The 25707-nt window shown below is 67.0% G+C and carries 25 protein-coding genes, 1 other RNA gene and 1 pseudogene; 9 read left to right on the top strand and 18 right to left on the bottom strand.

Features of this window, described 5'->3' with window-relative positions:
- Positions 1–99: 99 nt before the first annotated feature.
- The 11 genes from modC to G335_RS13880 form a co-directional block, all read right to left on the bottom strand.
- The gene (gene modC / locus G335_RS0108120; RefSeq protein WP_018176421.1) at positions 100–1206 is read right to left on the bottom strand and encodes a molybdenum ABC transporter ATP-binding protein; all 1107 of its coding nucleotides are present in this window, start codon (positions 1204–1206) and stop codon (positions 100–102) included.
- Positions 1203–1895, bottom strand: coding sequence for a molybdate ABC transporter permease subunit (gene modB, locus G335_RS0108115; RefSeq protein ID WP_018176420.1), 693 nt, complete (start codon positions 1893–1895; stop codon positions 1203–1205). The genes modC and modB overlap by 4 nt, the downstream gene beginning before the upstream one ends.
- 6 nt (positions 1896–1901) lie before the next feature.
- Positions 1902–2702, bottom strand: coding sequence for a molybdate ABC transporter substrate-binding protein (modA, locus tag G335_RS0108110; RefSeq protein ID WP_026304792.1), 801 nt, complete (start codon positions 2700–2702; stop codon positions 1902–1904).
- Positions 2703–2956: 254 nt separating this feature from the next.
- Complete coding sequence (locus tag G335_RS0108105; RefSeq protein ID WP_018176418.1) at positions 2957–3343, bottom strand: winged helix-turn-helix domain-containing protein; 387 nt, start codon at positions 3341–3343, stop codon at positions 2957–2959.
- Between the two features lie 317 nt (positions 3344–3660).
- Complete coding sequence (acs, locus tag G335_RS0108100) at positions 3661–5619, bottom strand: acetate--CoA ligase (protein ID WP_018176417.1); 1959 nt, start codon at positions 5617–5619, stop codon at positions 3661–3663.
- A 102-nt stretch (positions 5620–5721) separates the two neighbouring features.
- On the bottom strand, positions 5722–6333 hold the full coding sequence (locus G335_RS0108095) for a 3'-5' exonuclease (protein ID WP_018176416.1): 612 nt from the start codon (positions 6331–6333) through the stop codon (positions 5722–5724).
- A 125-nt stretch (positions 6334–6458) separates the two neighbouring features.
- Positions 6459–8285 (bottom strand): putative nucleotidyltransferase substrate binding domain-containing protein, encoded by a 1827-nt coding sequence (locus G335_RS0108090; RefSeq protein WP_018176415.1) that lies wholly within the window; start codon positions 8283–8285, stop codon positions 6459–6461.
- A gap of 195 nt (positions 8286–8480) precedes the next feature.
- On the bottom strand, positions 8481–10250 hold the full coding sequence (locus tag G335_RS0108085) for a sodium:solute symporter family protein (protein WP_018176414.1): 1770 nt from the start codon (positions 10248–10250) through the stop codon (positions 8481–8483).
- Between the two features lie 7 nt (positions 10251–10257).
- Positions 10258–10521 carry a DUF4212 domain-containing protein gene (locus tag G335_RS0108080; protein ID WP_018146154.1) on the bottom strand — a complete coding sequence of 88 codons (264 nt, stop codon included), beginning with the start codon at positions 10519–10521 and terminating at the stop codon, positions 10258–10260.
- Positions 10522–10564: 43 nt separating this feature from the next.
- Complete coding sequence (locus G335_RS0108075) at positions 10565–12439, bottom strand: DUF294 nucleotidyltransferase-like domain-containing protein (RefSeq protein ID WP_018176413.1); 1875 nt, start codon at positions 12437–12439, stop codon at positions 10565–10567.
- 230 nt (positions 12440–12669) lie between these two features.
- The gene (locus G335_RS13880; RefSeq protein WP_018146152.1) at positions 12670–12834 is read right to left on the bottom strand and encodes a DUF1328 domain-containing protein; all 165 of its coding nucleotides are present in this window, start codon (positions 12832–12834) and stop codon (positions 12670–12672) included.
- Between the two features lie 342 nt (positions 12835–13176).
- Here G335_RS13880 and G335_RS0108065 point away from each other — a divergent pair, with 342 nt between their 5' ends.
- Positions 13177–13470: a hypothetical protein gene (locus G335_RS0108065; protein WP_018176412.1), complete on the top strand. Its 294-nt coding sequence runs from the start codon at positions 13177–13179 to the stop codon at positions 13468–13470.
- 313 nt (positions 13471–13783) lie between these two features.
- Positions 13784–14392: a porin family protein gene (locus tag G335_RS0108060; RefSeq protein WP_018169359.1), complete on the top strand. Its 609-nt coding sequence runs from the start codon at positions 13784–13786 to the stop codon at positions 14390–14392.
- A 95-nt stretch (positions 14393–14487) separates the two neighbouring features.
- Here the strand turns inward: G335_RS0108060 and gorA are convergent, their stop codons facing one another.
- Both gorA and G335_RS0108050 read right to left on the bottom strand, forming a co-directional pair.
- Positions 14488–15882: a glutathione-disulfide reductase gene (gene gorA, locus G335_RS0108055; RefSeq protein WP_018176411.1), complete on the bottom strand. Its 1395-nt coding sequence runs from the start codon at positions 15880–15882 to the stop codon at positions 14488–14490.
- 195 nt (positions 15883–16077) lie between these two features.
- Complete coding sequence (locus tag G335_RS0108050) at positions 16078–16827, bottom strand: glutathione peroxidase (protein WP_018169361.1); 750 nt, start codon at positions 16825–16827, stop codon at positions 16078–16080.
- Between the two features lie 264 nt (positions 16828–17091).
- Between G335_RS0108050 and ffs the strand changes: the two genes are divergently transcribed.
- From ffs to G335_RS0108025, 6 genes are all read left to right on the top strand, one after another.
- An RNA gene (ffs, locus tag G335_RS13875) (signal recognition particle sRNA small type) lies at positions 17092–17188 on the top strand.
- A gap of 86 nt (positions 17189–17274) precedes the next feature.
- Positions 17275–19119: a DNA polymerase III subunit gamma/tau gene (gene dnaX, locus G335_RS0108045; RefSeq protein WP_018176410.1), complete on the top strand. Its 1845-nt coding sequence runs from the start codon at positions 17275–17277 to the stop codon at positions 19117–19119.
- A gap of 51 nt (positions 19120–19170) precedes the next feature.
- Complete coding sequence (locus tag G335_RS0108040) at positions 19171–19497, top strand: YbaB/EbfC family nucleoid-associated protein (protein ID WP_018146146.1); 327 nt, start codon at positions 19171–19173, stop codon at positions 19495–19497.
- A 22-nt stretch (positions 19498–19519) separates the two neighbouring features.
- A complete protein-coding gene (gene recR / locus G335_RS0108035) occupies positions 19520–20110 on the top strand; it encodes a recombination mediator RecR (protein ID WP_018146145.1) in 591 nt (196 codons plus the stop codon).
- A 33-nt stretch (positions 20111–20143) separates the two neighbouring features.
- Complete coding sequence (locus tag G335_RS0108030) at positions 20144–20488, top strand: histidine triad nucleotide-binding protein (protein WP_018169363.1); 345 nt, start codon at positions 20144–20146, stop codon at positions 20486–20488.
- A gap of 30 nt (positions 20489–20518) precedes the next feature.
- On the top strand, positions 20519–21313 hold the full coding sequence (locus tag G335_RS0108025; protein ID WP_018176409.1) for a hypothetical protein: 795 nt from the start codon (positions 20519–20521) through the stop codon (positions 21311–21313).
- Between the two features lie 311 nt (positions 21314–21624).
- On the opposite strand, the gene rsgA is transcribed toward G335_RS0108025, so the two are convergent.
- The 3 genes from rsgA to G335_RS0108010 are packed head-to-tail and all read right to left on the bottom strand — an operon-like array spanning position 21625 to position 23197.
- Entirely contained in the window at positions 21625–22521 is an 897-nt protein-coding gene (gene rsgA / locus G335_RS0108020; RefSeq protein WP_018176408.1) for a ribosome small subunit-dependent GTPase A, read from the bottom strand.
- 27 nt (positions 22522–22548) lie between these two features.
- Entirely contained in the window at positions 22549–22884 is a 336-nt protein-coding gene (locus tag G335_RS0108015) for a 4a-hydroxytetrahydrobiopterin dehydratase (protein ID WP_018169366.1), read from the bottom strand.
- Positions 22877–23197 carry a cytochrome c gene (locus G335_RS0108010; RefSeq protein WP_018169367.1) on the bottom strand — a complete coding sequence of 107 codons (321 nt, stop codon included), beginning with the start codon at positions 23195–23197 and terminating at the stop codon, positions 22877–22879. Before G335_RS0108010 ends, G335_RS0108015 begins: the two co-directional genes overlap by 8 nt.
- A gap of 128 nt (positions 23198–23325) precedes the next feature.
- Between G335_RS0108010 and orn the strand changes: the two genes are divergently transcribed.
- A complete protein-coding gene (gene orn, locus G335_RS0108005; RefSeq protein ID WP_018176407.1) occupies positions 23326–23889 on the top strand; it encodes an oligoribonuclease in 564 nt (187 codons plus the stop codon).
- Between the two features lie 314 nt (positions 23890–24203).
- On the opposite strand, the pseudogene G335_RS14350 reads toward orn, so the two are convergent.
- Together G335_RS14350 and nadC are read right to left on the bottom strand one after the other, a co-directional pair.
- Positions 24204–24410, bottom strand: a pseudogene (locus G335_RS14350) (hypothetical protein).
- A gap of 441 nt (positions 24411–24851) precedes the next feature.
- Positions 24852–25685 carry a carboxylating nicotinate-nucleotide diphosphorylase gene (gene nadC, locus G335_RS0108000; protein ID WP_018176406.1) on the bottom strand — a complete coding sequence of 278 codons (834 nt, stop codon included), beginning with the start codon at positions 25683–25685 and terminating at the stop codon, positions 24852–24854.
- Between the last annotated feature and the right edge of the window lie 22 nt (positions 25686–25707).

Here is a 25707-nt window from a genome sequence, read left to right as displayed (position 1 = left end):
GCCATTTTGCATGGTCGTCAGCCGGATTCTGGCACGGGCAATATGGTTTGGCGAACGCTTCGAAGGTGTAGTGCCGGTTGGCGCCCGCGTGAAGGCCGCTCAGTCGAGGAAGGCGACGGATTTGACGAGGGCGTGGGCGCGGGTACCGGGCTGGAGGCCGAGGCGTTCGGTGGAGAGGCGGGTGAGTTCGGCCATCAGGGTCTGGCCGTCGTCCTGGCGGCAGGTGGCGAGGATGCGGGCGGGGCCGTGGTGGCCGGGGGCCTCGTCCAGGGCTTCGATGGTGACGGGGATGATGTTGAGGATGGAGACGTCCTGGGGTGGGGTCAGGGCGATGGAGACGTCGCGGGCGTCGATGCGCAGGCGGGCCTCGCTGCCGGCGCCGTTGGTGGAGCCGGGCGTGGCCGGAACGCGATAGCGTGCGTCCGGGGAGCCGAAGGGGTGCAGGCCGTGTTCGTCTGGCGGACCCAGCTCGCCCTGCAGGACAGATACGGCGCCCTCGTCGCGGAACAGGGGGGAATCGGGGCGGGCGAGGGCCTCGCGCAGGGGTTCCAGGCGTTCGAGTTGGCCGTCGTGCATGAAGGTGACGCGGTGGGCGAGGCGTTCGACCTCGTCCGGGGCGTGGGTGACCAGCAGGGTGGGGATGCCGGTCCTGTCGGACAGGCGGGCGAGGAAGGGCATGATCTCGCGCTTGGTCTGGGTGTCCAGCGCATTCAACGGTTCGTCGAGCAGCAGCAGGTCGGGGCTGATGAGCAAGGCGCGGCCCAGCGCCACGCGCTGGCGCTGGCCTCCGGAGAGCTGGTCGGCGCGGCGCTCCAGCAGCTCGGTGATGCCGAGGAGGTCGGCGACCTCGTCCAGGTGCAGGCGGCGCAGGGGCTCCGGGGTGCGTTTGTAGCCGTAGAGCAGGTTGCCGCGCACGGAGAGGTGCGGGAGGAGGGTGGACTCCTGGAACACCAGTCCGACGCGGCGGCGGTGCAGCGGGACGAAGGTCTTGCCGGATTGCCAGATGGTGTCGCCGAAGTGCACCTCGGCGCCGGGCGGATGCTCCAGGCCGGCGATGATGCGCAGGAGGGTGGTCTTGCCGCAGCCGGAGCGGCCGAACAGGGCGGTCACGCCCTCCAGCGGGAAGGCCGTGTCCACGTCCAGCGTGAAGCCGGGGCGTTCCAGCCGGGCCTGGATGCGCAGTGTTTCGCTCGTGGGTCGGGTCACAGGCGCACCGTGTCGAAGCGACGGTTGATCGCGTAGACCACGAACAGCACCACGAAGGCGAAGATGAGCAGCCCGAGCGACAGGCGATGCGCGGAGGCGAAGTCCATCGCCTCGGCGTGGTCGTAGATCAGGATGGACAGCACCTGGGTCTCGCCGGGGATGGCGCCGCCCAGCATCAGGATTACGCCGAACTCGCCGAGGGTGTGGGCGAAGGCGAGCGTGGCGGCGACGATGAAGCCGCCGCGCGACATCGGCAGGACCACGGTAAAGAAGCGGTCCATGCGCCCCGCGCCCAGCGAGCCGGCGATCTCGGTGGGGCGGCGGCCGAGGTTGGCGAAGGCCTGCTGCAGGGGCTGCACGGCGAACGGCAGGGAGTAGATCACTGAGGCGATCAGGATGCCCTGGAAGGTGAACGCCAGGTGGTTCAGGCCCAGGTTCTCCAGCGTGCTGCCGACCGGGCCGGCCGGGCCCAGCAGGACCAGCAGATAGAAGCCAAGCACGGTGGGCGGCAGGACCAGCGGCAGGGCGACCAGTGCCTGGATCGTCGTGCGCAGGCCGCCGGGGGCGCGGCCGTTGGCCAGCCACCAGGCGATGGGGGTGGCGATCACCAGCAGGATCAGCGTGGTGTACAGCGCAAGCTTGAGGGTGACCTCGATCGCCATCCAGTCCGTGGGGCTGAGCTCGAACATGGCCGGTTACGGGGCTGCCGCGGCCGTGTTGGCGGGCCCGTCTTCGGGGAGGGCCTCGCCGGGCATCACGAAGCCGTAGCGGCGCATGATGTCGCGGGCGGTGTCGCCGTTCATGTACTCGGCGAAGCGGTGGGCCGTGTCGTTGTGTTCACCGCGTCGGGTGATGATGAAGCCCTGGGTGAGGGGTTCGTGCAGGGCGTCGTCGATCAGATGGTAGTTGTGTTCGGCGAGGTCCGGGAACTCGGCCAGCGACAGGGCGATGATGCCGATCTCGGCGCCGCCCGCCTGAATCATGCGCGCGGTCTGGGCGATGTTGTCACCGTTGACGATCTTCGGTTGCAGGTCGTCCCAGATGCCGACGGATTTCAGCGCCTCCATTGCCCGCACGCCGTAGGGGGCGTGGGTGGGGGAGGCGATGGCGACGCGGCGGATGTCGTCGCGTAGCAGGTCTTCCAGTGTCATTTCCGAGGCATCCATGCGGTTGCTCCACAGCACGATGCGGCCGATGGCGTAGACCTCCGGCTCGGTCACCGCGTGGCCCTCGGCGCGCAGCTTCTGTGGGTAGGCGATATCGGCGGAGAAAAACACGTCGTAGGGGGCGCCGTTCATGATCTGCGTGGTCATGCGGCCGGAGGAGCCGTAGGTCACGCGTACGGCATCGTCCGGGTGGGCCTCGCGGTAGGCGTCCAGGATCTCGTCCAGGGCGAAGCGCAGGTCGGAGGCGGCCGCGATGGTCAGCGGGCCGTTGGCGGTGGTCAGGCCGGGTAGCAGGAGCAGCAGGGTCAGGAGGAGGGCGCGCAGGTGCATGGTGTAGGTTGTTCCCTGTGGCTGGGTCTTGGTGGACTCGGGTGGTTCCATTGGCGATTACTCGCTGCGCTCGCCCTTCGGGCCGGCTTTTGGCCGTTCAACGCAGCTTCGCTGCTTTTGTGCTTCGTCGCGTTGCTCCTCGCAGCGACGCGGCTCTTGTCTGGGTGGATATGCGTTTCGTTATATTTCAGTTTGCATATCGGTAGGCGCAATGATGCGGGGGCCAGGGAGACCCGTCAAGGCTGGAGTCGGGGTTACGGCTTGGGGTCGTCGGCGAGGAAGTCGGCGAAGGCGTGCAGCTCGTCGCGCAGGGCCTCGCAGGCTTGGCGTTCCATGTCGCGGTAGCGTGCCAGTACGGTCTCGCCGAAGGCGGTGACCTGGGCCCCGCCGCCGCCGGAGCCGCCCTTGGCGGTGGCCACCATGGGCTCGCGGAAGCTCTGGTTCATGGTCTCGACGAGGTCCCAGGCGCGGCGGTACGACATGCCGACGCTGCGCGCGGCCGCGGAGATCGAGCCCTTGTCGCGGATGGCCTCTAGCAGCATGGCCTTGCCCGGGCCCATGGCCGTGACCTCGCCCAGCAGCACGCGCAGGCGCGGGGCCTGGGGGTGGTCCTTTGGAGTGCCGGAGTGGTGGGTGCTCATGCGTTGTGGGGCCTGGGGTTTGCCGGTGATGGTGCCTGGGAGGGGTTGTGAGTGCGAATGATAACCCCCGCCCCGTCATTGCGAGGAGCCGAAGGCGACGCGGCAATCTCCGTCCGTAACCACCGGAATCTGATCAGTCGCGCAGTGCCAGCATCAGGAGATTACTCGCTGCGCTCGTCCTTCGGGCCGGCCTTTGGCCGTTCAACGCAGCTTCGCTGCTTTTGTGCTTCGTCGTTGCACTCCTCGCAATGACGGGGGGAGGGAGGGGGCCCGGGAAAGCCGGGAAGAGGCCGGGGCGCGGGGCCCCGGCCCGGGGCTCAGGCCTTGCCCTGGAGCTGCGGGATGACGGCCTCGTTCTCCAGCGTGGAGGTGTCGGAGGTGATCTCCTCGCCCTTGGCGATGGAGCGCAGCAGGCGGCGCATGATCTTGCCGGAGCGGGTCTTGGGCAGGCCGTCGGCAAAGCGGATGTCGTCCGGCTTGGCGATCGGGCCGATCTGGTCGGCGACCCAGTTGCGCAGTTCCTTGACCATCTCCTCGGCCTCGTCGCCGGTCAGGCGATCGCCCTGCAGGATCACGAAGGCGACGATGGCCTCGCCCTTCACGTCATGCGGGCGGCCGACCACGGCGGCCTCGGCGACCGCCTTGTGCGCGACCAGAGCGGATTCGACCTCCATGGTGCCCATGCGGTGGCCGGAGACGTTCAGCACGTCATCGATGCGCCCCATGATCCAGAAGTTGCCCTCGGAGTCGCGGCGCGCGGAGTCGCCGGCCAGGTAGTACTTGCCGCCGAACTTCGGCCAGTAGGTGTCCTTGTAGCGCTGGTCGTCGCCCCAGACGGTGCGCAGCATATGCGGCCAGGGCTTCTTGATGACCAGGTAGCCGCCCTCGTCTGCGCCCAGGCTCTTGCCGTCCTCGTCCACCACGTCGGCCGCAATGCCGGGAAGGGCCTGGGTGCAGGAGCCGGGGACCAGGGTGGTCGCGCCCGGGATCGGGGCGATCATGTTGGCGCCGGTCTCGGTCTGCCACCAGGTATCGACGATCGGGCAGCGCTCTTCGCCGACGGTGGTGTAGTACCACATCCAGGCCTCGGGGTTGATCGGTTCGCCGACCGTGCCCAGCAGGCGCAGCTTGGACAGGTCGTACTGCTTGGGCAGGTCCGGTCCGGCCTTCATCAGCGCGCGGATGGCGGTGGGGGCGGTGTAGAACACGGTCACGCCGTGGTCCTGGCACATCTTCCACCAGCGCCCGGCGTCGGGCACGGTCGGGGTACCCTCGTAGACCACCTGGGTGGCACCCACGGCCAGCGGGCCGTAGGCGACATAGGTGTGGCCGGTGATCCAGCCGACATCCGCGGTGCACCAGTAGACGTCGTCGCCCTGCAGGTCGAACACCCACTCGTTGGTGACAATCGCGCCCAGCAGGTAGCCGGCACTGGAGTGCTGGATGCCCTTGGGCTTGCCGGTGGAGCCGGAGGTGTAGAGCAGGAACAACGGGTGCTCGGCCTCCACCCATTCGGGCTCGCAGTCGACGGATTCGCCGTCCACGGCGTCTTCCCACCAGACGTCGCGGTCGGCGTGCATGGTCACGTCGTTGCCGGCCCGCTTGCAGACGACCACCTTCTCGACGTCGCCCGGGTTGGAGTCCAGGGCCTTGTCGACGTTGGCCTTGAGCCCCACGACCTTGCCGCCGCGCTCGCCGCCGTCGGCGGTGATCACGACCTTGGAGCCGGAGTCCACCACGCGGTCACGCAGGGCGTCCGCGGAGAAGCCACCGAACACCACCGAGTGGATCGCGCCGATGCGGGCACAGGCCTGCATGGCGATCACGGCCTCGGCGTTCATCGGCATGTAGATGATGACGCGGTCGCCCTTCACCACGCCCATGCCCTTGAGGGCGTTGGCGAGCTTGCCGACCTCGTTGTAGAGGTCACGGTAGGTGAGGTGGCGGGTGTCGCCGTTCTCCGCCTCGAAGACGATCGCGGTCTTGTTGCCGCGGACTTCGAGGTGGCGATCGATGCAGTTGTAGGAGACGTTCATGCGCCCGTCGGCGAACCACTGGTAATGCGGCGCCTTGGACTCGTCGAGACCCTGGGTGAACTCGGTCTGCCAGTCGATCTTCTCGCGCGCGAGATCGCACCAGAAGCCCTCGTAGTCGACCTCGGCCTTCTGGTGCAGGGCCTCGAGATCGGCCGGCTTCAGGCGGGCGTTTTCGGTGAACTCCGCCGACGGCGCAAAGTGGCGCGTCTCGGTGAGGGTGGACTCGATGTTGTCACTCATCAGGGCCTCCAGATCGGTTTTTGGTATGGGGTATGGGAGTGGCCAACCGCCAGCCCCTTTGGTGGGTGCGAGGATAGCATGCGAACCGGGCGCTGGCCGCGCTTACCAGAGCCACGCGGGGCGGAACAGCACGCGCCCCAGTGGCAGTTTTCCGTCCGGCGATTGCCGGCTCAGCAGTGCGGCGAACAGCTCGCCCGCGGCGATGGCGTCGAACAACGCGTCGTGCGCGCGGTAGGCCGGCAGGTTGTAGCGCGCGCGCAGGGTATGCAGGCGCAGCCCGTGGGCCGGGATCGGCTGGCCGGCGCGGCGCAGGGCCGTCTCCGCCAGGCGCAGTGTGTCCACGATGGCCAGCGGGGCGCTTACGCCATACAGGCGCTGGCAGGCCTGCTCGAGGAAGCCGATCTCCAGGGCCGCGTGGTGCGCCACCATGACGCGCCCGGCGAGCGCGTGGAACAGGGCGTTCAGGGCCTCGTCCAGCGGTACCCCGCTGGCGGCGCGCTGATCGGTGATGCGGTGGATGACGGCGCTGGCCTCCGGCACGGGCCCTTCCGCGCGCACCAGGCGCTGGTCCGCAGTGGCGAGGTCGATGCGCGGGCCCTCCATTGCCACCCAGCCCATGCTCAGGATGCGGTCGTGTTCCGGGTCCAGGCCGGTGGTTTCCAGATCCACTGCGAGAAAGCGGCTGGCGGCCACCGGCTGGCCGGCGGGCGGCATGGGGGCCTCGAGGAGCTCGCGCAGCGGGCCCGGCGGGGCGCGGCGCGCAGCCCGACGCCGGGCGCGGCAGAAGCGCCAGTGGCCAGGCGGGCGGAGCCATGCGGCAGCGTGCAGAGGGCAGACCATCAGAGGGCCGTCTTGCGGGCGTCGTTCACCAGGCGGAAGGCGGTCTTCAGGTGACTGCGCTCCAGGGTGGACAGTCCGGCCGGGTCCAGCGCGTTGTCCGGGGGCTGGCCGTTGCGGATCTGGCGAGCCTGATGGCGGGCGCGCAGGTTAGCGATGTACAGCCAGGCATCGGCCAGGTTGTCGGCCGTGCTCTCGTTGATAACCCCCGCCCGGGCCGCGGCGTTCAGGCGTTCCACCGTGCTGCGTGCCGCGCTGCCGGCGTGCAGGGCAAAGACCCGTGCCATGGCGACGATCGGCAGCAGCCCACGCATCTTCAGGTCGAGGGTGTCGGCGTGTGCGCCGCTGTCTTCCAGCACGAACTGGCGGAAGAAGCCGAGCGGCGGGGGCAGGTTGCGCGCCTGGTCGGCCAGGGTGCTCAGCAGGGCCTCGTGGCGCGCACCAACCTCCAATGCCTGTTGGCGCAATGGTTCGAACAGTTCGGCCGCACCGTGGATCACGCGCATGTCGAGGTAGTGGGTGGCCAGCATCGCATCGCGTGGGGCCGGGTGGTGCAGCACGCGTTCCATCTCGCGCGCCCAGTCAGCCGCGGGTCGGCGCCAGTCGGGATGGGTGGGATCGACATCGCCGGGGCAGGCGCGGATGCCGCAGGCGTCGAGGCCGGCGGTTACCCCGCGGGCAAGCTCCGCGAACCAGACGTCGACGTCCGGCGAGGCGTCATCGGCAATGATGAGAGCGGTGTCCTGGTCAGTGAACACGGTCTGCTCGTGGCGGCCCTGGCTGCCGCTCGCAAGCCAGGCAAACGCGCAGGGGGCCGGGCCGCGGTCGCGTTCGTCCAGCTCGATCAGGCGCTGGGTGAGTGTGTCGATCACCGTGGTAACAGTCTGGGTGAGTTGGGCGGCGTCGGCGCCGGCCTCCACCAGTTGCACCTGCAACTGGGGCAGGGCCTGCATTACGCCCTGCAGGCCGGCAAGGTCGTCGGCACGGCGCAGGTCGCGCACCAGGTAGATGGCGCTGGTGCCCTGGTGGCGGATCAGGTCGGTGCTGGAGAGGATGCCGGCCAGGGTCCCGTCGGCCTCGTGGACGACCGGGAGGTGGTGGATGTCGTGGCGCGCCATGCGCAGCAGGGCCTCGAAGGCGGGGGTGCCGCGCTCAACCGTGGTCAGCGGGCTGGCCATGGATTCGGCAACGGGCTGGCCGGGGTCCACGCCGTTGGCGACCGCACGGCGCAGGTCGGTGTCGGTGAGGATGCCGCAGGGTTCGCCCGGGCGCTCGGGCGTGTGCAGCAGCAGCGCGGAAATGTCGCCGCGGTCCATCAGGCGCGCGGCCTCGCGCAGGCTGAGCGTGCTGACCGCCAGTATCGGGTCGCAGGTCATCAGGGCGCGCACTGGCGTGGTTAGCAGGCTGCGGTCCCCGTGCCCGCCCTGTGCTGTGCGGTCGGTGGCCAGTGGGCGCGGGGCGTCGGCGTCGAGGAACTGGGCGATGGCGTCGTCGCGCGCGGCCAGCTCAAGGGCGCGATCCAGCGGCAGGTGGTAGACCAGGGCGTCCTCGGTGACCGGGCCCAGCGGGCGCGCCGGGGTGTTGGGGATGTGCACCAGATCGCCCTCGCCCAGGCGGTCGTGCAGGGTGTCCTGTGCGTCGCGGATCTCCAGCGTGCCGGTGCGCACGATCCACAGGCCGGGTTCGGCGTCCGGGGGAAAGCTGGTGCCCTCACGCAGGTAGCGCAGAGTGAGCTGGCGCAGAAAGGCATCCCGGCTGGCCTTTGGCAGGGGGGCCAGATCGGGGCAGTGGTCGAGAAACTCGCGGATCTCTTCGAGTTCGCCGTTCATGCGTGGGTCCGTGTGGGGTGGGGCAACCGGCAATCGACCGGGGTGGGGTCGATTGCCGCTTGGCCCGCAGACACTGTGCCAGATAAAAGGGGCCGACCCGGTGCACCTGAGCCGACCCCGTCTTTTCTCCTGTCGAATGACCATCCAGTCATGGTGGCAGGGGTCCCGCCATGTTGGTCATGGCGGGACCGTCCATCAGCCTTCGGTACGCGGTACGCGCACGCTTTCCACCAGATCCTGGATGTCCTTCGGCGGCTCCTTGGTCAGCTTCATCACGATGTAGGCGGTGACGAAGTTGAAGACCGCGCCGATGGCGCCGAAGCCGGTCGGGTTCACGCCCAGCAGCCAGCCGTCCGGGTTGTCCGGGAGCATGGCGGTGCCGGAGAAGAAGAACCAGCCCTTGTACGTGAAGATGTACAGAAGGGTGGTCAGCAGACCCACCAGCATGCCGGCGATCGCGCCTTCCTTGTTCATCTTCTTCATGAAGATGCCCATCATCAGGGTCGGGAACAGCGAGGCCGCGGCGAGACCGAAGGCCAGTGCCACCACCTCGGCCGCGAAGCCGGGTGGATTCAGCCCCAGATAACCGGCGAACAGGATCGCGACACCCATGGCGATACGTCCGGCCATGAGCTCTCTCTTCTCGCTGATCCTTGGCATGAACACGCCCTTCAGCAAGTCATGCGAGATGGCCGATGCAATGGCCAGCAGCAGTCCCGCTGCGGTCGACAGTGCAGCGGCGATACCGCCCGCTGCGACCAGTGCGATGACCCAGCCCGGAAGCCCGGCGATTTCGGGGTTGGCCAGCACCATGATGTCGCGGTCGAGGGTGACGATCTCGGAACCTTCCCAGCCGTATTCCTCTTCGGCGAAAGCCGCGAACTCTTCGTTGCCGTCGTTGTAGTACTGGATCACCCCGTCGTCGTTCCTGTCCTCGAAGGCGAGCAGTCCGGTCTGTTCCCAGCGCTCCATCCACGCCGGCCGGTCCGCATGGGCCAGATGCCCCTCTTCGGTGCCGATCTCGCCCGGGTGGACGGTGTTGACCAGGTTCCAGATGGCCATCGCGCCGACTGCCGGGGCGGTGGTGTAGAGGATGCCGATGAACACCAGCGCCCAGCCGGCGGACTTGCGGGCATCACGCACGCGCGGAACGGTGAAGAAGCGGATGATCACGTGCGGCAGGCCCGCGGTACCGATCATCAGCGCCAGCGTCAGCAGGAACATGTTGAGCATGCTCATGCCGCCTACTTCGGTGTAGGCGTGGAAGCCCAGATCGACCATGGTCTGGTCCAGCGCCTCCAGCAGGTAGGTATCCGTCCCCTGCAGGGTGGAGCCCAGTCCCAGCTGCGGGACCGGATTGCCGGTCAGGGTGATGGCAATGAAGATCGCCGGCACCGTGTAGGCAAAGATCATGATCACGTACTGCGCGATCTGGGTGTAGGTGATGCCTTTCATCCCGCCGAGCACGGCGTAGATGAACACCACGGTCATGCCGGCGATCAGGCCGGTGGCCAGTGGCACTTCCAGGATGTTGGAGAAGGCGATCCCGACCCCGCGCATCTGCCCGATCACGTAGGTCACGGACATCACGATCAGGGAGATCACCGCGATAATGCGCGCGGTCTTCGAGTAGAAGCGGTCACCGATGAATTCCGGCACCGTGAACTTCCCGAACTTGCGCAGGTACGGGGCCAGCAGCAGTGCCATCAGCACGTAGCCGCCGGTCCAGCCCATCAGGTACGCACCCCCGGTGAAGCCGAGGAACGCGATCAGGCCGGCCATGGAAATGAACGACGCGGCGGACATCCAGTCCGCGGCCGTGGCCATGCCGTTGGCGATCGGGTTAATGCCGCGCCCGGCGACGTAGAACTCGCTGGTCGAACCGGCGCGCGCCCAGATGGCAATGCCGATGTACAGGGCGAACGTCGCCCCGACCACGAGCAGGCTTAGAGTCTGTTGATCCATGACAGGCTTACTCCTCGTGGACGTTGAACTTGCGATCCAGGACGTTCATGCGCCAGGCATAAACGAAGATCAGGATGATGAAGGTGTAGATCGAGCCCTGTTGCGCGAACCAGAAGCCCAGCGGATAGCCCCCCAGCTGGAACGCGTTCAGCGGCTGGGAGACCAGAATGCCCAGCACGAACGACACCAGGAACCAGATGGCCAGGCAGATGCCCAGCAGACGCAGATGCGCCCGCCAGTAGGCCTGCCGGCTCAGGTCTTCTTGTGACATGACGATGCTCCTCTCGTAAGGTTTTGTTGTTTGCCGTGTTCCATCACAGCTGGTATTGCACCTCAAGCTGTCCCTGCAGCTTGCGGGCCTGCCGGAAACTCTCCTTGAGCACCCGTCCCTCCAGGGCACCCAGCTCTTCCGGCCGGATTCGGTTGTCGTCGTCGCGTCCCTCGCGCAGCGCCTTTTGCTGGGCGCGCAGGCGCAGCATCTGCAGGTAGCGCAGTGCGGCGTGGTAGTCCTGGGCATCGGCGGCGCGCATTACGTCGGCCGCAACGGCCTGGTCCAGACGTTCGTGGGTGCGTGTGGCCGGCAACTCGGCCGCCAGCGCGATCACCCGTGCGCCGTCGACGAAGGGCGTGAGCCCCTGTTTCTTGATATCGATTCCGTTGGACCCGCTCTTGATCTCGCCGAACAGACCCAGCGGTGGGCGGAACATCTGCTGGTTGGCGGCCATCTGGCGGCGGAAGCGGCTGTTGAAGGCGGTCTTCTGCAGCAGGCGGGTGCGCAGCGCCTCGACGGGTCCGGCATCGCCGTCCACGGCGCGCAGATCGAAGAAGATGCTGCTCTTGAGCAGGTGCTCCGGCGTGCCCTGCTCGATCCAGCGGGTGAAACGCTGATCCCACTCCGGGCCGCTCAGGCAGCACTCCGGGTTGCCGGCCATGATGTTGCCGGGGCACAGCATGAACCCGCACTCGGCCAGCGCCTGGTTCACGTCCTTCGCGTACGGCAGCAGGCGCTCGCGGACCGCGTCCGCGTCGCTGGCCGCGGCGTCGAACAGGATGCCGTTGTCCTGGTCCGTGACCAGGGCCTGCTCCTCGCGCGCCTGGGAGCCGAACGCCAGCCAAGTGAAGTCGATGCCCTCGATGGCCTCGTGCTGCGGCCGCAACAGGGCCAGCACCCGGCGGGTGGCGTGTTCGTTGAGACGCGTGATCAGGCGCAGGACCTGATCGGCCTCTGCGCCCTGGCCGGCCACGGCCTCGATCAGGCGTGGCACCTGGCGCAGGCCTTCGGCGACGGCGGTGACAGAGTCGGCGCGGCGGATCGCGCGCACCAGGCCGTCCAGGGTCAGCGGCTGACTGGTCAGCAGGTCGCGCTCGCCCAGCACGCCGACCAGGCGGCCGTCGCGCACCACACACAGGTGGGTCATCCCGTGCTCGGTCATCGCCTCGATACCCTCGAAGCCCGGGGTGCTCTCCTCCAGCGCCACCGGGTCGGGGGTCATCACGGCCGCGACCGGGGTGTCGAGGTCGACATCCGCCAGCGCCACGCGCGAGAGCAGGTCATGCAGGGTGAAGATGCCCACCGGCCGCTGGTTGTCGTCGACCGCGACGATGGAGCCGACCCGTTCGTCGCGCATCGTGGTCAGGACTTCGCGAAGGCGGGTGTCCGGGCGGCAGGTAACCGGGCTGCGCGCCAGGCGCAGGACCAGCGGCGTGTTGAGTTGTCCCGCGCCACCGTCGCGGGCGGACAGGGTGTCAAGGCCCTGCTGCAGGCGGTCCAGCAGGTTGGCCAGGCGGCGCGTGCAGAAGTCGTTAAAGACCCGCGAACGGGCGCGCAGGCGGTCGAAGTCCTCCAGGCTCAGTTCCAGGCAGACGGTGTCCTCCGCCGCGCGATGCACGGTATGTACCGCGCGGCGGCCGAGGAGGGCGCCGATCGGGAAGCATTCGCCGGGGATCAGCTCCCAGGCCTTGCCGGAGAGCTGTTCGTCCTCGCTGGGGGTCTCGCCGCGGATGCGGCCCTGGCGGATGATGTGGAAACGCTGGGCCGGACCGGCCTCGGGGTCGGTGATGCGCGCGCCACGCGCGTAGAAGCGGCTCTCCAGGCGGGGCAGCAGGAACTCCAGCGCATCCGTCTCGAGCTGGTCGAACGGGGCGTGGGCGCCGAGGAACTCCCGGGTGCTGTCGAGCGCGTCGGACATGGCGGTAGCGGCATCCCCAAGTGATGGTGTTCACGTCTCGGGGGTCTACTGCAAGTTGCACGCCAATTCTTTGGTCCCCGCGAATCAGCAGGTTGTGGCCAAGCGGTCTGTTCCGTGCGTTACGTTGCGTAACGTGGGTGTTTCTTCTCGTTACACCGGCCCGCGGCGTAACGGAGGCAAATGCGAATGCCGACCTGTTCGCATTCGCCCCGGTCGTCAGCAAGCCTTCGTTACACCGGGGGGCGCCTGCCGGTGACGAAGAACACCACCGCCAGGATCAGGCCCACGACAAACAGGATCCAGGCGATTTGCGTGGCGGCCCCGGCAATCCCGCTCAGCCCCAGCGCGCCCGCGACGATCGCAACGATCAGGAAAAGTAGTGCCCATCCCAGCATTGGTTCTCTCCTTTCGACTCGTTTGAAATTTCAGTGTAGGCCAAAATTCGCTGTCCCATGGCTTCTTGTATTCGGCTTGGCGTACCAGTTCTCAGTTCCGGATTCCCATGGGCGACCTGGCGTATGCACCAAGGACACACTGGGGGCAGGTGGGTGATGCTCGCTATGGGTTTTCAATCGGATGAACGTGTGTCCGGTCGGGAAATGTGAACCTGTTCAGGACGGCTTCGGTGTATGCCGAGATAGAGGTCGCCTGCGTCGGTACAAAAATGTTGCCTTTTCGATGGATTTGGAAGCATTGATCGGCGCGCCCTGGAAAAGAATTCCTGGAGGGAAAATGCAATGAGCAGCGTTATCCGAAAATCATGCAAGGATGCGGCCGGTCCGTCCCGATTCCTGTCGCTGCCGGTATATGCGGTAGCCCTGGTGCTTGGCGGCATGCTGGCGGGCTGTTCCGATCCGGGCCCGGCGCAGGAGGCCGGCGAGGCAGTGGACGAGACGGTCGAGGAGGTGGACGAGGACCTGCGTGGCTGGATCGAGGATCTGCGCGAGGATGAGGTGCAAGAGGGCGAATCCGGCCGCGGGGGGCATGACGACGCGTTCTCCGAGGAGGATCCGGCGCACGATATGGACTGATCAGAGGTCGCCGTGCCGTGGGGCCGGGTCGGAAAGGGACTCGGCCAAACGGATGCAGCGATCAGGAAACAAAAGGCTGGTGGGTGGGTCGCCATGAGCGGATGGCGGTTCGCCCATCAGCCTTTTTCTTTGGGTTCTGTGGGTGTGCGCGGTATCACGAGTCGGATCTCGGGGTGGTGCTTTTTTCACGTGTTTAAAAATGAGTCACGCATTTCTGCTTTCCCAAACTGGGGTGGTTCGGGAAAATCGCCGGCGTCTTTATGGCAGTCAAGAAATTTTACATTTCGAGCACGATCAGGAAGGAGACGCGAAGATGAAAAAGATTTTGTTGAACACGGTTGTGGTGGCCGCTGCAGGGATCCTGGCGCCCCAAGTGGTGATGGCAGATGAGTCTGATCGGGGCGAGGGCCTGTACATGGGGCTCGGTACCGGTTTCAGCGCTCTGAAGAACGACCGCGATGAAGTCGCCGATTTCATCGGTTCCGGGGCCTCGGACTACCGCCTGGACGACGACGACAACGTCTGGCGCGGGTTTGTCGGGTACAACTTCAATCCGTATGTAGGGGTCGAGGGGTTCTACTCGGATCTCGGAAAGGTGAAGCTGCGCGGTGACGAGTCCGGTGCGCATACCGACATCAAGTCCCGAGCCTATGGCGCGAGCGTCCTCGGCAAACTGCCGATCGGGCAGCATTTCGAGTTCTTTGCGAAGGCGGGCCTCGCCAAGTGGGATGCAGACGTCCGGGGCAACCTGGGTGATGAGAGCATCACCCTGCGCGACAACGATGGCGTGGATCCGGTCTACGGACTCGGTGCTCAGGTGAATCTGGACAGCTTCCTGATTCGCGCCGAGTACGAACGCTATGACTTCGACAGCGACTACAAGGTCGACGCGTTTACTGCCTCGGTTGGCTGGCGATTCTAGAAAATACGGGCACAGACGGCCCACGAGATAACGTCTTGACGCCGCCCCGGTTGGTTGCCGGGGCGGCGTTTTACGTGGGGAGAACGGCGTGACCCTCAGGCGGCCTTGGCAATGCCTTCCTGGCGGCCCGGGCGGCCTTCCTTCAGGGTGACCAGTTCCTCGGCGCTGGTCGGGTGCAGCGGGATGGTCAGGTCCAGGTCGCGCTTGGTCGCGCCCATGCGCACGGCCACCGCGAAACCCTGCAGCATCTCGTCGACATTGGCGCCGATCATGTGGATGCCCACCACCTTTTCGTCGTCCCCGACGCAGACCAGCTTCATTGCCACCGGCGGCACCTCGCCCTCGGCGAAGGCGCGGTTCAGGCCGCCGAACTGGGTCTCGTAGATACGCACCTTGTCTCCGTGCTTCTCCACTGCCTGCGGCTCGGTCAGGCCCACCATGCCCGCGGTCGGGTGCGTAAAGGTGACCGTGGGGATCTGGTCGTAGTCCACCGGCACGGGGTTCGTCTCCGGGGCATACCAGTGCGCGGCCAGGCGGCGACCGGCGGCGATGGCCACGGGGGTCAGCGGCCCCTTGCCGATGATATCGCCCAGGGCGTAGATGCCCTCGACATTGGTCGCCTGCCACTCGTCTACCGGGATGGTGCCGCCGCGGGCGATCTCGACGCCGACCTCTTCCAGGCCCATGTCCTGGGTGGCCGGCTTGCGGCCGACGGCCCACAGCACCTTCTCGTACGGGCCCAGTTCCTTGCCGCCTTCCAGTTTGACGGTGACTGCGCCGGGCTTGCCGCCCAGACCCGCGGCCTTCATGCCTAGGTGGCGTTCGATGCCCTGGTGCTCCATGTGCTGGTCCAGCGTCTGGGAAATCATCGGGTCGGCGATCTCCAGCACGCGGTCCTCCATGGCGACCACCTCGGTCTTCACACCCATGGAGCGCAGCATGCCGGCCATTTCCAGTCCGATGTAGCCTCCGCCGATTACGGCGATGGATTCCGGCAGCTCGGTCCACTCGAAGAAGTCGTCGGAGGTGGCACCCAGCTCGGCGCCCTCGAGCGGCGGTACCAGCGGGGCGCCACCCATGGCCAACACGATGCGCTCGGCGGTGTACTCGGTGCCGCTGTCACTGACCACCTTGTTCTTGTCGGCCAGGCGGGCGCGTTCCGGGATGTGGGTCACGCCCAGCTTCTCCAGGTGCCCGGACCAGAAGTTGTTCAGGTCCTTCAGCATTGCCTGGCGTTTGTTCGCCAGGTCGGCATAGCGGATGCCCTTGATCTCGACGTCCACACCGAACTCGCCGGCCTCGCGGGCGTGCGACAGGTGCTCCGCGGCGTACCAGGTGAGCTTTTTCGGGACGCAGCCCTCGTTCACGCAGGTGCCGCCCAGGGGCTTGGGATCGAACACGGCGACGCGGGCGCCGTGCGGGGCGGCACGTTCCGCAACGGCCAGGCCGCCGCTGCCGCCGCCGATCACGATGATGTCGTAGTGTTCCATGTCGGTTCCTCGAAGGATTCGGTCAACGTTGGGTTTAGTCGAAGTTTCGCATAACGACCGCCGTCGTTACGGTCGTCAGGGTTTGCCATCCGTGTCCGGACGTCCGGATTCGACGTCCGGACACGGATGGCCACCTGTGGGAGCAGATGGCCATCCGGGGCGGGCCGTGGACCCGCCCCGGGTGGTGGTGACGAGTTACGCCGCCTTTTTCTCGCGGGAGATCCACTCCTGCAGATCTTCCGCGCCGCCGATGCGGTGCCCGCCGACGAATACCTGCGGCACGGTCATCGCACCGGTAGCCGCCCGCAGGCTGCGCAGGCTGGCGTCGCGACCCAGCACGATCTCCTCGTAGTCGAGACCGGCGTTCTCCAGCATCTCCTTGGCGCTGGCGCAGTACGGGCAGCCCGGCTTGGTGAAGACCACCACGTCTTCGGGGCAGGCCGCGTCCGGGGCGACGTGGGCGAGCATCGTGTCGGCGTCGGAGACGACGAAGGGGTCGCCCGGCTCGTCCGGCTCGATGAACTGCTTCTCGATCACGCCGTCGCGCACCAGCATGGAGTAGCGCCAGGAGCGGTGACCAAAGCCAAGGTCGCTCTTGTCGACCAGCATGCCCATCTGTTCGGTGAATTCGCCGTTACCGTCGGCGATGAAGGTCACCCGGTCGGCCTGCTGATCGGCCTGCCAGGCTTCCATCACGAAGCCGTCGTTGACCGAGATGCAGACGATCTCGTCGATGCCATGCTGCTTGAGCACCGGTGCCAGCTCGTTGTAACGCGGCACGTGGGCGGACGAGCAGGTCGGGGTGAATGCGCCCGGCAGGGCGAACACGACCACGTTGCGACCCTTGAACAGGTCTTCGCTGCGGACGTCATTCCAGTCGTTGTCCTTGCGGCAGCGGAAGGTGACTTCCGGGACGCGCTGACCTTCGCGATTTTCGAGTTCCATATTTCGTACTCCTGTTTGGGTGTTAATTGCAGTAGACCAGAAAGAAGATTTTGGTTCGGTCGAGGCGATGCCCGACTGCGAGACTCAAGATAAGGGCTGGCCTCTCATTGATCCAGTTTTCGTTCTCTATACGGTTGTTAGTTTCGGGCTATCGTCAGTTCCGGCCCTTTGTGGCGTCTCAAGGTTGACGCGTCCGCCGGAAATGCGGAAGCTTGCCGCCCGGATTCGGAAAGCCCGAATCGCGGTCCGCGTTATGGTGGTCCGTATCAGTCCCCTCGCGACGACAGGTTGTGAACCCCGCCAGGCCCGGAAGGGAGCAACGGTAGCAACTGCGTCGGGCGCCGGGGTGTGGCGGGTGCGGGCCACCACCCTTTTCCTTGCGGCCCAGATTCCTGCGGTGATTGCCCCGCACCCGGGCACGCAACAGACTCCACTGACGGGGGAGGCATGAGTCACCAGGTTCTAGCCCGCAAGTGGCGTCCCTCGCGCTTCGAGGACCTGGTCGGGCAGCCGCATGTGGTGCGCGCCCTGGCCAATGCCCTGAGTGGCGAACGTCTGCATCACGCCTACCTGTTTGCCGGTACCCGCGGGGTGGGCAAGACCTCCATTGCCCGGATTCTTGCGCGCTGTCTCAACTGCGAGACCGGCGTGACGGCCACGCCCTGCGGCGAGTGCCGTTCCTGTGTGGAGATCGCCGAGGGTCGCCACCTCGACTTGATCGAAGTGGATGCCGCCTCGCGCACCCGGGTGGACGATACCCGCGAGCTGCTGGATAACGTCTCCTATGCCCCGACCACCGGGCGCTTCAAGGTGTACCTGATCGACGAGGTACACATGCTCTCGGAGAAGAGCTTCAACGCCCTGTTGAAGACTCTGGAGGAGCCGCCGGAACACGTGAAGTTCCTGCTGGCGACGACCGATCCGCAGAAGCTGCCGGTCACCGTGCTGTCGCGCTGCCTGCAGTTCAACCTGAAACCGATGCCGCCGGCGATGATCGCCGAGCACCTGACCCGGATCCTGGCCGCCGAAGGCGTCGAGGCGGAGCCGGGTGCCCTGCTGCGTCTGGGCGAGGCGGCCGAGGGCTCGATGCGCGATGCCCTGAGTCTGACCGACCAGGCGATTGCCTATGGCGGCGACCGCCTGAGCGAATCCGACGCCTGCGACATGCTTGGATTGCTCCCGCGCACGCGACTGGCCGCGCTGCTGGATGCGGTGTTTGCCGGGGACGGCCTGGCCCTGCTGGCGGGCTTGGCGGAGCTGGAGACGCTGGGACCCGACTGGTCGCGCCTGCTGGACGAGCTCGCCGCGCTGGTGCATCAGGTGGCGGTGCAGCAGGTGGCCGGTGCCACACCGGCGGCGGGCGAGGAGGCGCTGGTCTGGGCACACGAGGCCGCCGGCCGGGTCGACCCGGAAACGATTCAGCTGACCTATCAGATCCTGATCCACGGGGTGCGTGATCTGCCCTACGCGCCGGACGCGCGCATGGGCGTGGAGATGACATTGCTGCGCCTGCTGGCCTTTCGCCCGGAGCCAGCCCCGGGGTATGGGGAGGACGAGGGCCAGGCCGAACGCCGGCCGGCCACGGTGCGCGGGGAAGCGTCTGCGCCGCGCGCCGCGCCCTCCCGTAATGCCGCAGCGGCGGCGCGACCCGCTGCAGTCGAACCGGCCGTGTCGAAATCGGCCGCGCAGGCGGCCTCGCGCAGCGGTGAAAACTCGCCGCCGCCCCGCGAGCGGGTGAGCGAGCCGCCACCTCCGCGGGAGGCACCCACACCGCCGGTGCACGCCGATGAGCCCACGCACCGGGAGTCGTCGCCGCGACAGGCCACGCCGGCGGCGTCTTCGACTGCGGAACCGGTCGCACCCGCCGTGGCCGCAGACGGGATGTTCGACTGGCACCGTTTTGCCGAGGGTCTGCCCATGGGGACGGTGCGCGAACTCGCCCTGCACGCGGAGCTGCGCAAGCATGACCAGGAGTGCGTGGTGATTGCGGTGGCTCCGGGTACGTTATGTACCGACCGGGCCAGGACCCGCCTGAAGGAAGCGCTGGAGAAGACGCTGGGGCACTCCCTTCGCCTGGAGATTGTCAACCAGTCCGAACCGTCGGAGACGACACCCGCGGCGCGGCTTGCGGCGGCCTCGGCAGAGCGTCAGGCTAGCGCCGAGACGACCATGCGCGAGGACCCGGTGGTCCAGGCCCTGGGCCAGGAATTTGGCGCCGAACTGGGCGCGGTGCGCATTCGCGAAACCAACGAAGACAACTCCGCGGGCGACGCGTCGTCGGCCCCGCGCTAACCCGTCGAATACGGACAAACCCGCCTTTGTGCGGGGCAGGAGATCGAACCGATGATGAAAGGTGGCATGGGTGGCCTGATGAAGCAGGCCCAGAAGATGCAGGAAGACATGCAGAAGGTGCAGGCCGAGCTGGCCGAGATGGAGATCGAGGGCCAGGCCGGCGGCGGGCTGGTCAGCGTGGTGTTGACCGGCAAGTACGCCGCGCGCCGCGTGAAGATCGACCCCAGCCTGTTCGACGATGATCGCGACATGCTCGAAGACCTGGTGGCCGCCGCGATCAACGATGCGGTGCAGAAGGTCGAGTCCACCACGCAGGAGCGCATGGGCAGCCTGACCGAGGGCATGGGCCTGCCGGCCGGCATGAAGCTGCCGTTCTGAACCGGCGGAGCGGGCGCGCCTGATGGAAGCGGAACTGGACGAGCTGGTCCAGGCGCTGCGCTGCCTCCCCGGGGTCGGGGCAAAGTCGGCGCGGCGTATGGCGCTGCACTTGCTGGAGCGCGACCGCGAGGGCGCGCGGCGCCTGTCGCGGGCGGTGGACGAGGCCGTGGCGCGCATCGGGCATTGCTCGGTATGCCGCACGCTGACCTCGGCCGAGACCTGTTCGCGCTGCGCGGACCCGGAGCGCGATTCGCGGGTGGTTTGCGTGGTAGAGAGCCCCGGCGACGTGCTGGCGATCGAGTCGGCCACGGATTTCGGCGGTCGCTTTCACGTTTTGCTGGGCCGGTTGTCGCCGCTGGACGGGATTGGCCCGGAGGAGCTGGGGCTCGACCGACTGGAGGCCCGCTTGCAGGCGGAGGGTGTGGAGGAGCTGATCCTGGCGACGAACACGTCGGTAGAGGGCGAGGTGACCGCGCATTACCTCGCGGAGATGGCCGCACGTCACGGGATTCGTACCACGCGTATCGCCCAGGGTATCCCCAGCGGCGGCGAGCTGGAGTACATCGATGCCGGCACCCTGGCGCATGCACTTTCGGGTCGGCGCGAATATTGATGCGTGGTAATATTTTGATACAGGAGTAGCGGCATGACGGATTGCGTGTTCTGCAAGATCGTGGCGGGCGAGATCCCGGCCCGGGTGGTGTTCGAGGACGACGCGGTGCTGGCCTTCGAGGATCTGAATCCGCAGGCGCCCGAACATGTGCTGGTGATCCCGAAAACGCACATTGCCACGCTGAACGATTTGAGCGCTGCGGAGGCCCCGGTGATCGGGCAGATGGCCCGGGCCGCGGCGGAGATCGCACGCGATCGCGGATTTGCGGAGAACGGTTATCGAACCGTGATGAATTGCAACGACCACGGTGGGCAAACGGTCTACCATATACATATGCATGTCCTCGCTGGGCGTGCACTGAGCTGGCCCCCCGGCTAGCGGCCAGGAACGACAACACGGATTGCTGGTGTGACGCGACAAGGATCGAACGGTGCAGCCCTGAAGCGGCCGCAGGCACAATGCCTGCGGCCGCTTCGTGCGCGCGCGTGGCGCTCGGGCTGGTTCGTGGCTTCGCTGGTGGTTGCGGGTCTCGCACTGGGCACGGGCGCTGCCAGCGCCGCCGACCGTTACTCGCTGGTTGCGCCACCCCAGACCCAGGGGATCGGTGGGGCGGGGGTGACGTTGCGCGACGAGCCGGAAACGGGTCGCGACACCGAATCGCGCTACCGCCTGTCGGTGCGCAGTACCGGCGATGCCTCGGCCCTGGACGAGGCCGACAATGCCTTAGGCGGGACACGCCTGTTCGAGGCGGTGGGTGGCTATCACCAGGAACTGGGTGGGGGCTTCGGCTACGGCCTGAATCTTGGGGTGGGTATGGAGACGCGCCCGGACTGGAACGAACTCGGGCCGTCCGGTGAGTCCACCGCGTACTTCACCGATTTCAGCTTCGGGCCCACCTTCGCCTCCGGGCGTTTCGACAGCCAGTTCCGGGTGGGCGTGCGCCAGCCGCTGTCCAGCGAGGATCGGGATCTGGGCTTCGGCTACGGTGATCGCAGTCGCGAGACGGGCCGCACCGCCGGTTACCTGAGCCTGGATGGCCGCCTGCGTCTGCAGAACCAGTCCGAGCTGTCCCTGAGCCTGTACTACGACGACTATTCGCTGAACTCCGCGGATAGCTGGCTGGCCGATCGCCTCGAGTTTGACGGCGTGAGCCGCGAGCCGGCCTCCTCGGTCATCGGCGTCGAGATGGGCCTGACCTTCTGATCCCGGTCCCCCCGGCCGCGACACCTGCCACACGTTCCGCCGCAACTCTCACTGCACGCCACCGTGCGGCCTCCCCGAGTTCGTCTGGCGCAACCACGACGTACACGAAGGCACGAAGAAGCGCTGGAAAAGCGATTCACAGGGCATTGGGAGGTTGGAAGAAATCCCGACTGGAATTCGTTGACTCGCACGGATCGTTGCGGGGCGCCACCGAACACGCGGTTGCCAATGCCTTTCTTCGTCCAGGCTTCCCCTTCCCGTTAATCGCTTTGTAACCCAGGGTGTTCTTCGTGCGCTTCGTCGAGGAAAAGTTACCCGCGCGCGCGGTTCTGGGCGGGGATCTCGGCGGCGAGGGCGTGCCAGGCCTGCAGGCGTGCGGCGGGGAGTTCGCCGGCCTCGATCGCGGCCAGTACCGCACAACCGGGCTCGCTCTGGTGGCGGCAGTCACGGAAGCGGCATTGATCACCGCGCTCCGCGATGTCCGGGAAGCCGCGCTCCAGGGTGTCCAGGGACGGGATTTCGGGCGTGAAATCGCGCACGCCGGGCGAGTCAATCCAGGCGCCGCCGTTGGCCAATGGAAACCACTGGGCGGTGACCGTGGTGTGGCGTCCCTCGCCGGAGGCGGCCAGGTCGCCAGTGGTTGGCGCGATCGCGTCGACGATCCCGTACTGATCGAGCAGCGCGGCGACCAGCGAGGACTTTCCGACACCGGACTGCCCGACCAGGATGTTGGTCTGGCCGGCCGCAGCCGCCGCCAGGTCGTCCAGCCCGAACCCGCTTTTGGCGCTGACGAATAGCGGATCCAGGTCCAGCTGGCGGTAGGCGTCCAGCCACTCGGGCCGGGCCGCGGGCCCCTCGTCCTGCTTGTTGATCAGCAGGCGGGGGCGGGCGGGCAGGTTGAGGATTGCCACCAGAAAGCGGTCGATCAGGTTGCGCGAGGGTGCCGGTTCCGGCGCGATCACAATCCACACGCAGTCGATATTGGCCGCGATGACCTTGCGCCGGCCGAAGCCGTCGCGACGCACGAGCACGTTGTTGCGATCCAGCTGGCGGGTCACCTCGTCGCCGGTGGCATCCAGCTCGACCAGGTCGCCGCAGGCGAGGTCGCGGAAGCGGCGGTGCAGGCGTAACCGACGCGGGGCCGCGTCGGGCCCCGCGATGTCGGCCATCTGGTTGTGGCGGGCGAAGACCCGGGCGATCTGCGTCAAGCTCGTACTCGGCCGTGGCGGGAAGGGTTAGTCGAACAGGGCATCGACGCGCGCGGCACAGATAAAGTCATTCTCGCTCAGCCCGCCGATGGCATGGGTCGAGAACTCCACCGCACAGCGGTTGAAGCCGACCGCCATGTCGGGGTGATGATCCTCGCCATGCGCGATCCAGGCGACGGCGTTCACGAACGCCATGGTCTCGTGGAAGTTCTTGAACTTGAAGCTGCGCTGGATGCTCTTGCCGGTCTCGTCGATACCCCAGGCGTCGTGCAGCTGTCCCAGGGCGCGCTGGGCATCGTCCCGTGGCATCGGGTTGGTAAAGCCTTCGCAGGACTGGCAGTGCTTGGTCTTCAGATCAGTCATCGAACTGGTAGTACTCCGCGTTGAGGTAGGCGACCACGGCATTGACCTCGTCGTCGAACCAGTTGGTCCCGAGATTCACATTGCAGTTGTTAACCTGGGCCACCAGTTCGTCGTGCGAGCCGACCATGCGGTTCGATCGCGTGTAGAGGTCGGAGCCATCGCCTCCGACCATGTCGGCGTGACAGCTGATGCAGTTGTCGCTGTGCAGCTCCTGTCCCATGCGGATGTCATCCGCCAGCGCGATGTTTGCGCCGCCAAGGCTCAGGGCCAGCGCGGCAGTGCCGGCGGCAATACGTGCGTTGGTATGTCGCATTGTTCCCTCCTGATCACGGGGGTTGGAGTCCGGGGCCACAGGCCCCACAACCATGATGATAGACTCCTGCGGCATATGAAAGGGCCGTGGTCGTCACACGACGGCCTCCCCGCGAAGGAGTACGCGACATGGCCGTGAATGCCGAAAACCTGATCTGGATCGATCTCGAGATGACCGGTCTGGAGCCGCAAACCGACCGGATCCTAGAGGTGGCGACCATCGTCACCGACAAGGACCTTAACATCCTGGCCGAAGGGCCAGTCATTGCCCTGTACCAGCCGGCCGAGGTGCTGGAGGGGATGGACGAATGGAACCAGCGCACTCATGGAACATCGGGGCTGATCGAACGGGTGCGCAACAGCTCGTCGGACGCCCGCGATGCGGAGCAGGCGACCCTGGAGTTCCTGGCGCAGTATGTGCCGAAGGGGGCCTCGCCGATGTGTGGCAATTCCATCTGCCAGGACCGGCGCTTCTTGGCGCGCCTGATGCCGGAGTTGGAGCAGTACTTCCACTACCGCAATCTGGATGTCTCCACCTTGAAGGAGCTGGCGCGGCGCTGGGCGCCGGACGTGATCGCGCAGTTGCGCAAGAACGCGTCGCACCAGGCCATGCAGGATATCCGCGATTCGATCGACGAACTGCGCCTGTACCGCGAACGCTTCATCCAGATGCCGCCGGCGTCGCAGAACTAGCCTCCCGTACTTCCAGGTCCCATGGTGCACTCGGCGTGTGTGCTGCGTGGCGCACAGGCCGGGCCCGGTTCTTCCTCGGGTGTTTACGGTGGGCTCTGTCCGCCGCCGACCCGGGAGGCTGGTCCCGGTTCATCCTCAGTGTTTACTTGCCTCTGGTCCGCCGCCTGCCAGGCGCTCTCTCGCGAGCGCACCGCGAGGCACTTTCTTGCTTGCCCAAGAAAGTACCCAAAGAAGGGCACCCGGATTCCGCCCGGGAACCTTGCTCCAGGGCCCTCGGGCCGGCGGCGCTGAACTCGCTGCGCCTTCGGCTTCGCTCAGACATCCAGCGCCTTCTCCCGGCCCGAGAACCCTTCCGCAAGGGGCTCCATACGGGAGGAGAAAGTCAAAACCGACGCTACTCCGACATTCCTGCCCAGCCATAGGCACTGCCACCCGAACACCCCCGGCGCCCGCTACGCGGGCGCGGCACGCAACGGCCAAAGGCCGAGCGTGCCGAAGATGTCCGAAAGCCTAGCCATCATCCATTAGCCATAGCGCCGGGATAGCCGTTGTTTGGACCTTCCTCCCCGTTGTCGTCGCGCCGAGTGGAGAGGCTTTTCGCGGGAGAAAAGGCGCTGGATGTCTGAGCGAAGCGCAGCGTAGCGAGTTCAGCGCCGCCCGCGAAAAGCCTCGGAGCGAGGGAAACCCCGGCCCGCACAGCGGGCCGGGGTCGCGGCAGTCGGGCGTGTTTCTTGGGTACTTCTTTGCACGAGCAAAGAAGTACCTCGCGGTGCGCTGGCGAGTCAGCGCGTGGCAGGCGGCCGGACGCAGCCACCGTAAACACCGGATGGCGAACCGTGGCCAGCCACAACCAGGCAGGTGGCGGACCGGGGCACCGTAAACTCCGCAGGATGAACCAGGCCCGGCCCCAGGCGGTGAACGGCGCGCAGTAATCGCCGGGATCGCAACGCGAAAGCCGCGGGCTAGTCCAGGCGCAGGGAGTAGTCGATGGCGTGGAGGTGCTTGGTCAGCGCGCCAACCGAGATGTAGTCCACGCCGGTGGCGGCGATGGCCGCAAGGGTATCCGGTGTGACCCCGCCGGAGGCCTCGGAGATCGCGCGGCCGCGAATGCGCTGCACGGCCGTGGCCAGATCTGCCATCGACAGCTCGTCGAGCATGATCACGTCGGCCCCCGCGGCCAGGGCCTGATCGACCTCGTCGAGGTTCTCGGTCTCGACCTCTACCCAGCGCCCGGCGCCCAGGGTGCGGGCCCGTTCCACTGCGGCCGCGATGGAGCCGCAGGCGGCGATGTGGTTTTCCTTGATCAGCACGGCATCCCACAGGGCGAGGCGATGGTTGTGGCCGCCGCCGCAGCGCACGGCGTACTTCTGCCCGTGGCGCAGGCCCGGGAGGGTCTTGCGGGTATCGAGGATGCGGCTGTCGGTGCCCTCCAGGCGGGCGACCCAGCGGGCGGTCTCGGTGGCCGTTCCGGAGAGGGTCTGGAGCAGGTTGAGGGCCGCGCGTTCGGCCGCCAGAACGGCCCGTGCCGGGCCTTCCAGGGTGGCGATCACGCGCGGTTCGTCGTCCACTTCCACGTGGGTGCCTTCGGCCACCTGCCAGTCGATCCGGGTCTCCGGCGCGAGGCTGGCGAACACCCGGTCGAACCAGGGCTGGCCACAAACGATCGCGCTCTCCTTCAATAGCAGCGTGGCGCGCGCCACCCGTTCAGCCGGGACCAGGGCGGCGGTCAGGTCGCCGTCGACACCATCGGGGCCCAGGTCCTCCGCGAGGGCGCCTTCGACCTCGCGCACCAGCATGGCCGCGTCCGGACGTGCGGGG

Source organism: Thioalkalivibrio sp. AKL8 (assembly GCF_000380525.1).
Lineage (GTDB): Bacteria > Pseudomonadota > Gammaproteobacteria > Ectothiorhodospirales > Ectothiorhodospiraceae > Thioalkalivibrio > Thioalkalivibrio versutus.
Note: the sequence above shows the minus strand (reverse complement) of the source record. Positions and strands in the feature narration are given on the sequence as shown.

Bases quoted from the DNA above. Each gene is read 5' to 3' on its own strand.
- modB (WP_018176420.1), bottom strand. From the start codon at position 1,895: ATGTTCGAGCTCAGCCCCACGGACTGGATGGCGATCGAGGTCACCCTC.
- modA (WP_026304792.1), bottom strand. From the start codon at position 2,702: ATGCACCTGCGCGCCCTCCTCCTGACCCTGCTGCTCCTGCTACCCGGC.
- G335_RS0108105 (WP_018176418.1), bottom strand. From the start codon at position 3,343: ATGAGCACCCACCACTCCGGCACTCCAAAGGACCACCCCCAGGCCCCG.
- acs (WP_018176417.1), bottom strand. From the start codon at position 5,619: ATGAGTGACAACATCGAGTCCACCCTCACCGAGACGCGCCACTTTGCG.
- G335_RS0108095 (WP_018176416.1), bottom strand. From the start codon at position 6,333: ATGCCGCCCGCCGGCCAGCCGGTGGCCGCCAGCCGCTTTCTCGCAGTG.
- G335_RS0108090 (WP_018176415.1), bottom strand. From the start codon at position 8,285: ATGAACGGCGAACTCGAAGAGATCCGCGAGTTTCTCGACCACTGCCCC.
- G335_RS0108085 (WP_018176414.1), bottom strand. From the start codon at position 10,250: ATGGATCAACAGACTCTAAGCCTGCTCGTGGTCGGGGCGACGTTCGCC.
- G335_RS0108080 (WP_018146154.1), bottom strand. From the start codon at position 10,521: ATGTCACAAGAAGACCTGAGCCGGCAGGCCTACTGGCGGGCGCATCTG.
- G335_RS0108075 (WP_018176413.1), bottom strand. From the start codon at position 12,439: ATGTCCGACGCGCTCGACAGCACCCGGGAGTTCCTCGGCGCCCACGCC.
- G335_RS13880 (WP_018146152.1), bottom strand. From the start codon at position 12,834: ATGCTGGGATGGGCACTACTTTTCCTGATCGTTGCGATCGTCGCGGGC.
- G335_RS0108065 (WP_018176412.1), top strand. From the start codon at position 13,177: ATGAGCAGCGTTATCCGAAAATCATGCAAGGATGCGGCCGGTCCGTCC.
- G335_RS0108060 (WP_018169359.1), top strand. From the start codon at position 13,784: ATGAAAAAGATTTTGTTGAACACGGTTGTGGTGGCCGCTGCAGGGATC.
- gorA (WP_018176411.1), bottom strand. From the start codon at position 15,882: ATGGAACACTACGACATCATCGTGATCGGCGGCGGCAGCGGCGGCCTG.
- G335_RS0108050 (WP_018169361.1), bottom strand. From the start codon at position 16,827: ATGGAACTCGAAAATCGCGAAGGTCAGCGCGTCCCGGAAGTCACCTTC.
- dnaX (WP_018176410.1), top strand. From the start codon at position 17,275: ATGAGTCACCAGGTTCTAGCCCGCAAGTGGCGTCCCTCGCGCTTCGAG.
- G335_RS0108040 (WP_018146146.1), top strand. From the start codon at position 19,171: ATGATGAAAGGTGGCATGGGTGGCCTGATGAAGCAGGCCCAGAAGATG.
- recR (WP_018146145.1), top strand. From the start codon at position 19,520: ATGGAAGCGGAACTGGACGAGCTGGTCCAGGCGCTGCGCTGCCTCCCC.
- G335_RS0108030 (WP_018169363.1), top strand. From the start codon at position 20,144: ATGACGGATTGCGTGTTCTGCAAGATCGTGGCGGGCGAGATCCCGGCC.
- G335_RS0108015 (WP_018169366.1), bottom strand. From the start codon at position 22,884: ATGACTGATCTGAAGACCAAGCACTGCCAGTCCTGCGAAGGCTTTACC.
- G335_RS0108010 (WP_018169367.1), bottom strand. From the start codon at position 23,197: ATGCGACATACCAACGCACGTATTGCCGCCGGCACTGCCGCGCTGGCC.
- orn (WP_018176407.1), top strand. From the start codon at position 23,326: ATGGCCGTGAATGCCGAAAACCTGATCTGGATCGATCTCGAGATGACC.
- nadC (WP_018176406.1), bottom strand. From the start codon at position 25,685: ATGCTGGTGCGCGAGGTCGAAGGCGCCCTCGCGGAGGACCTGGGCCCC.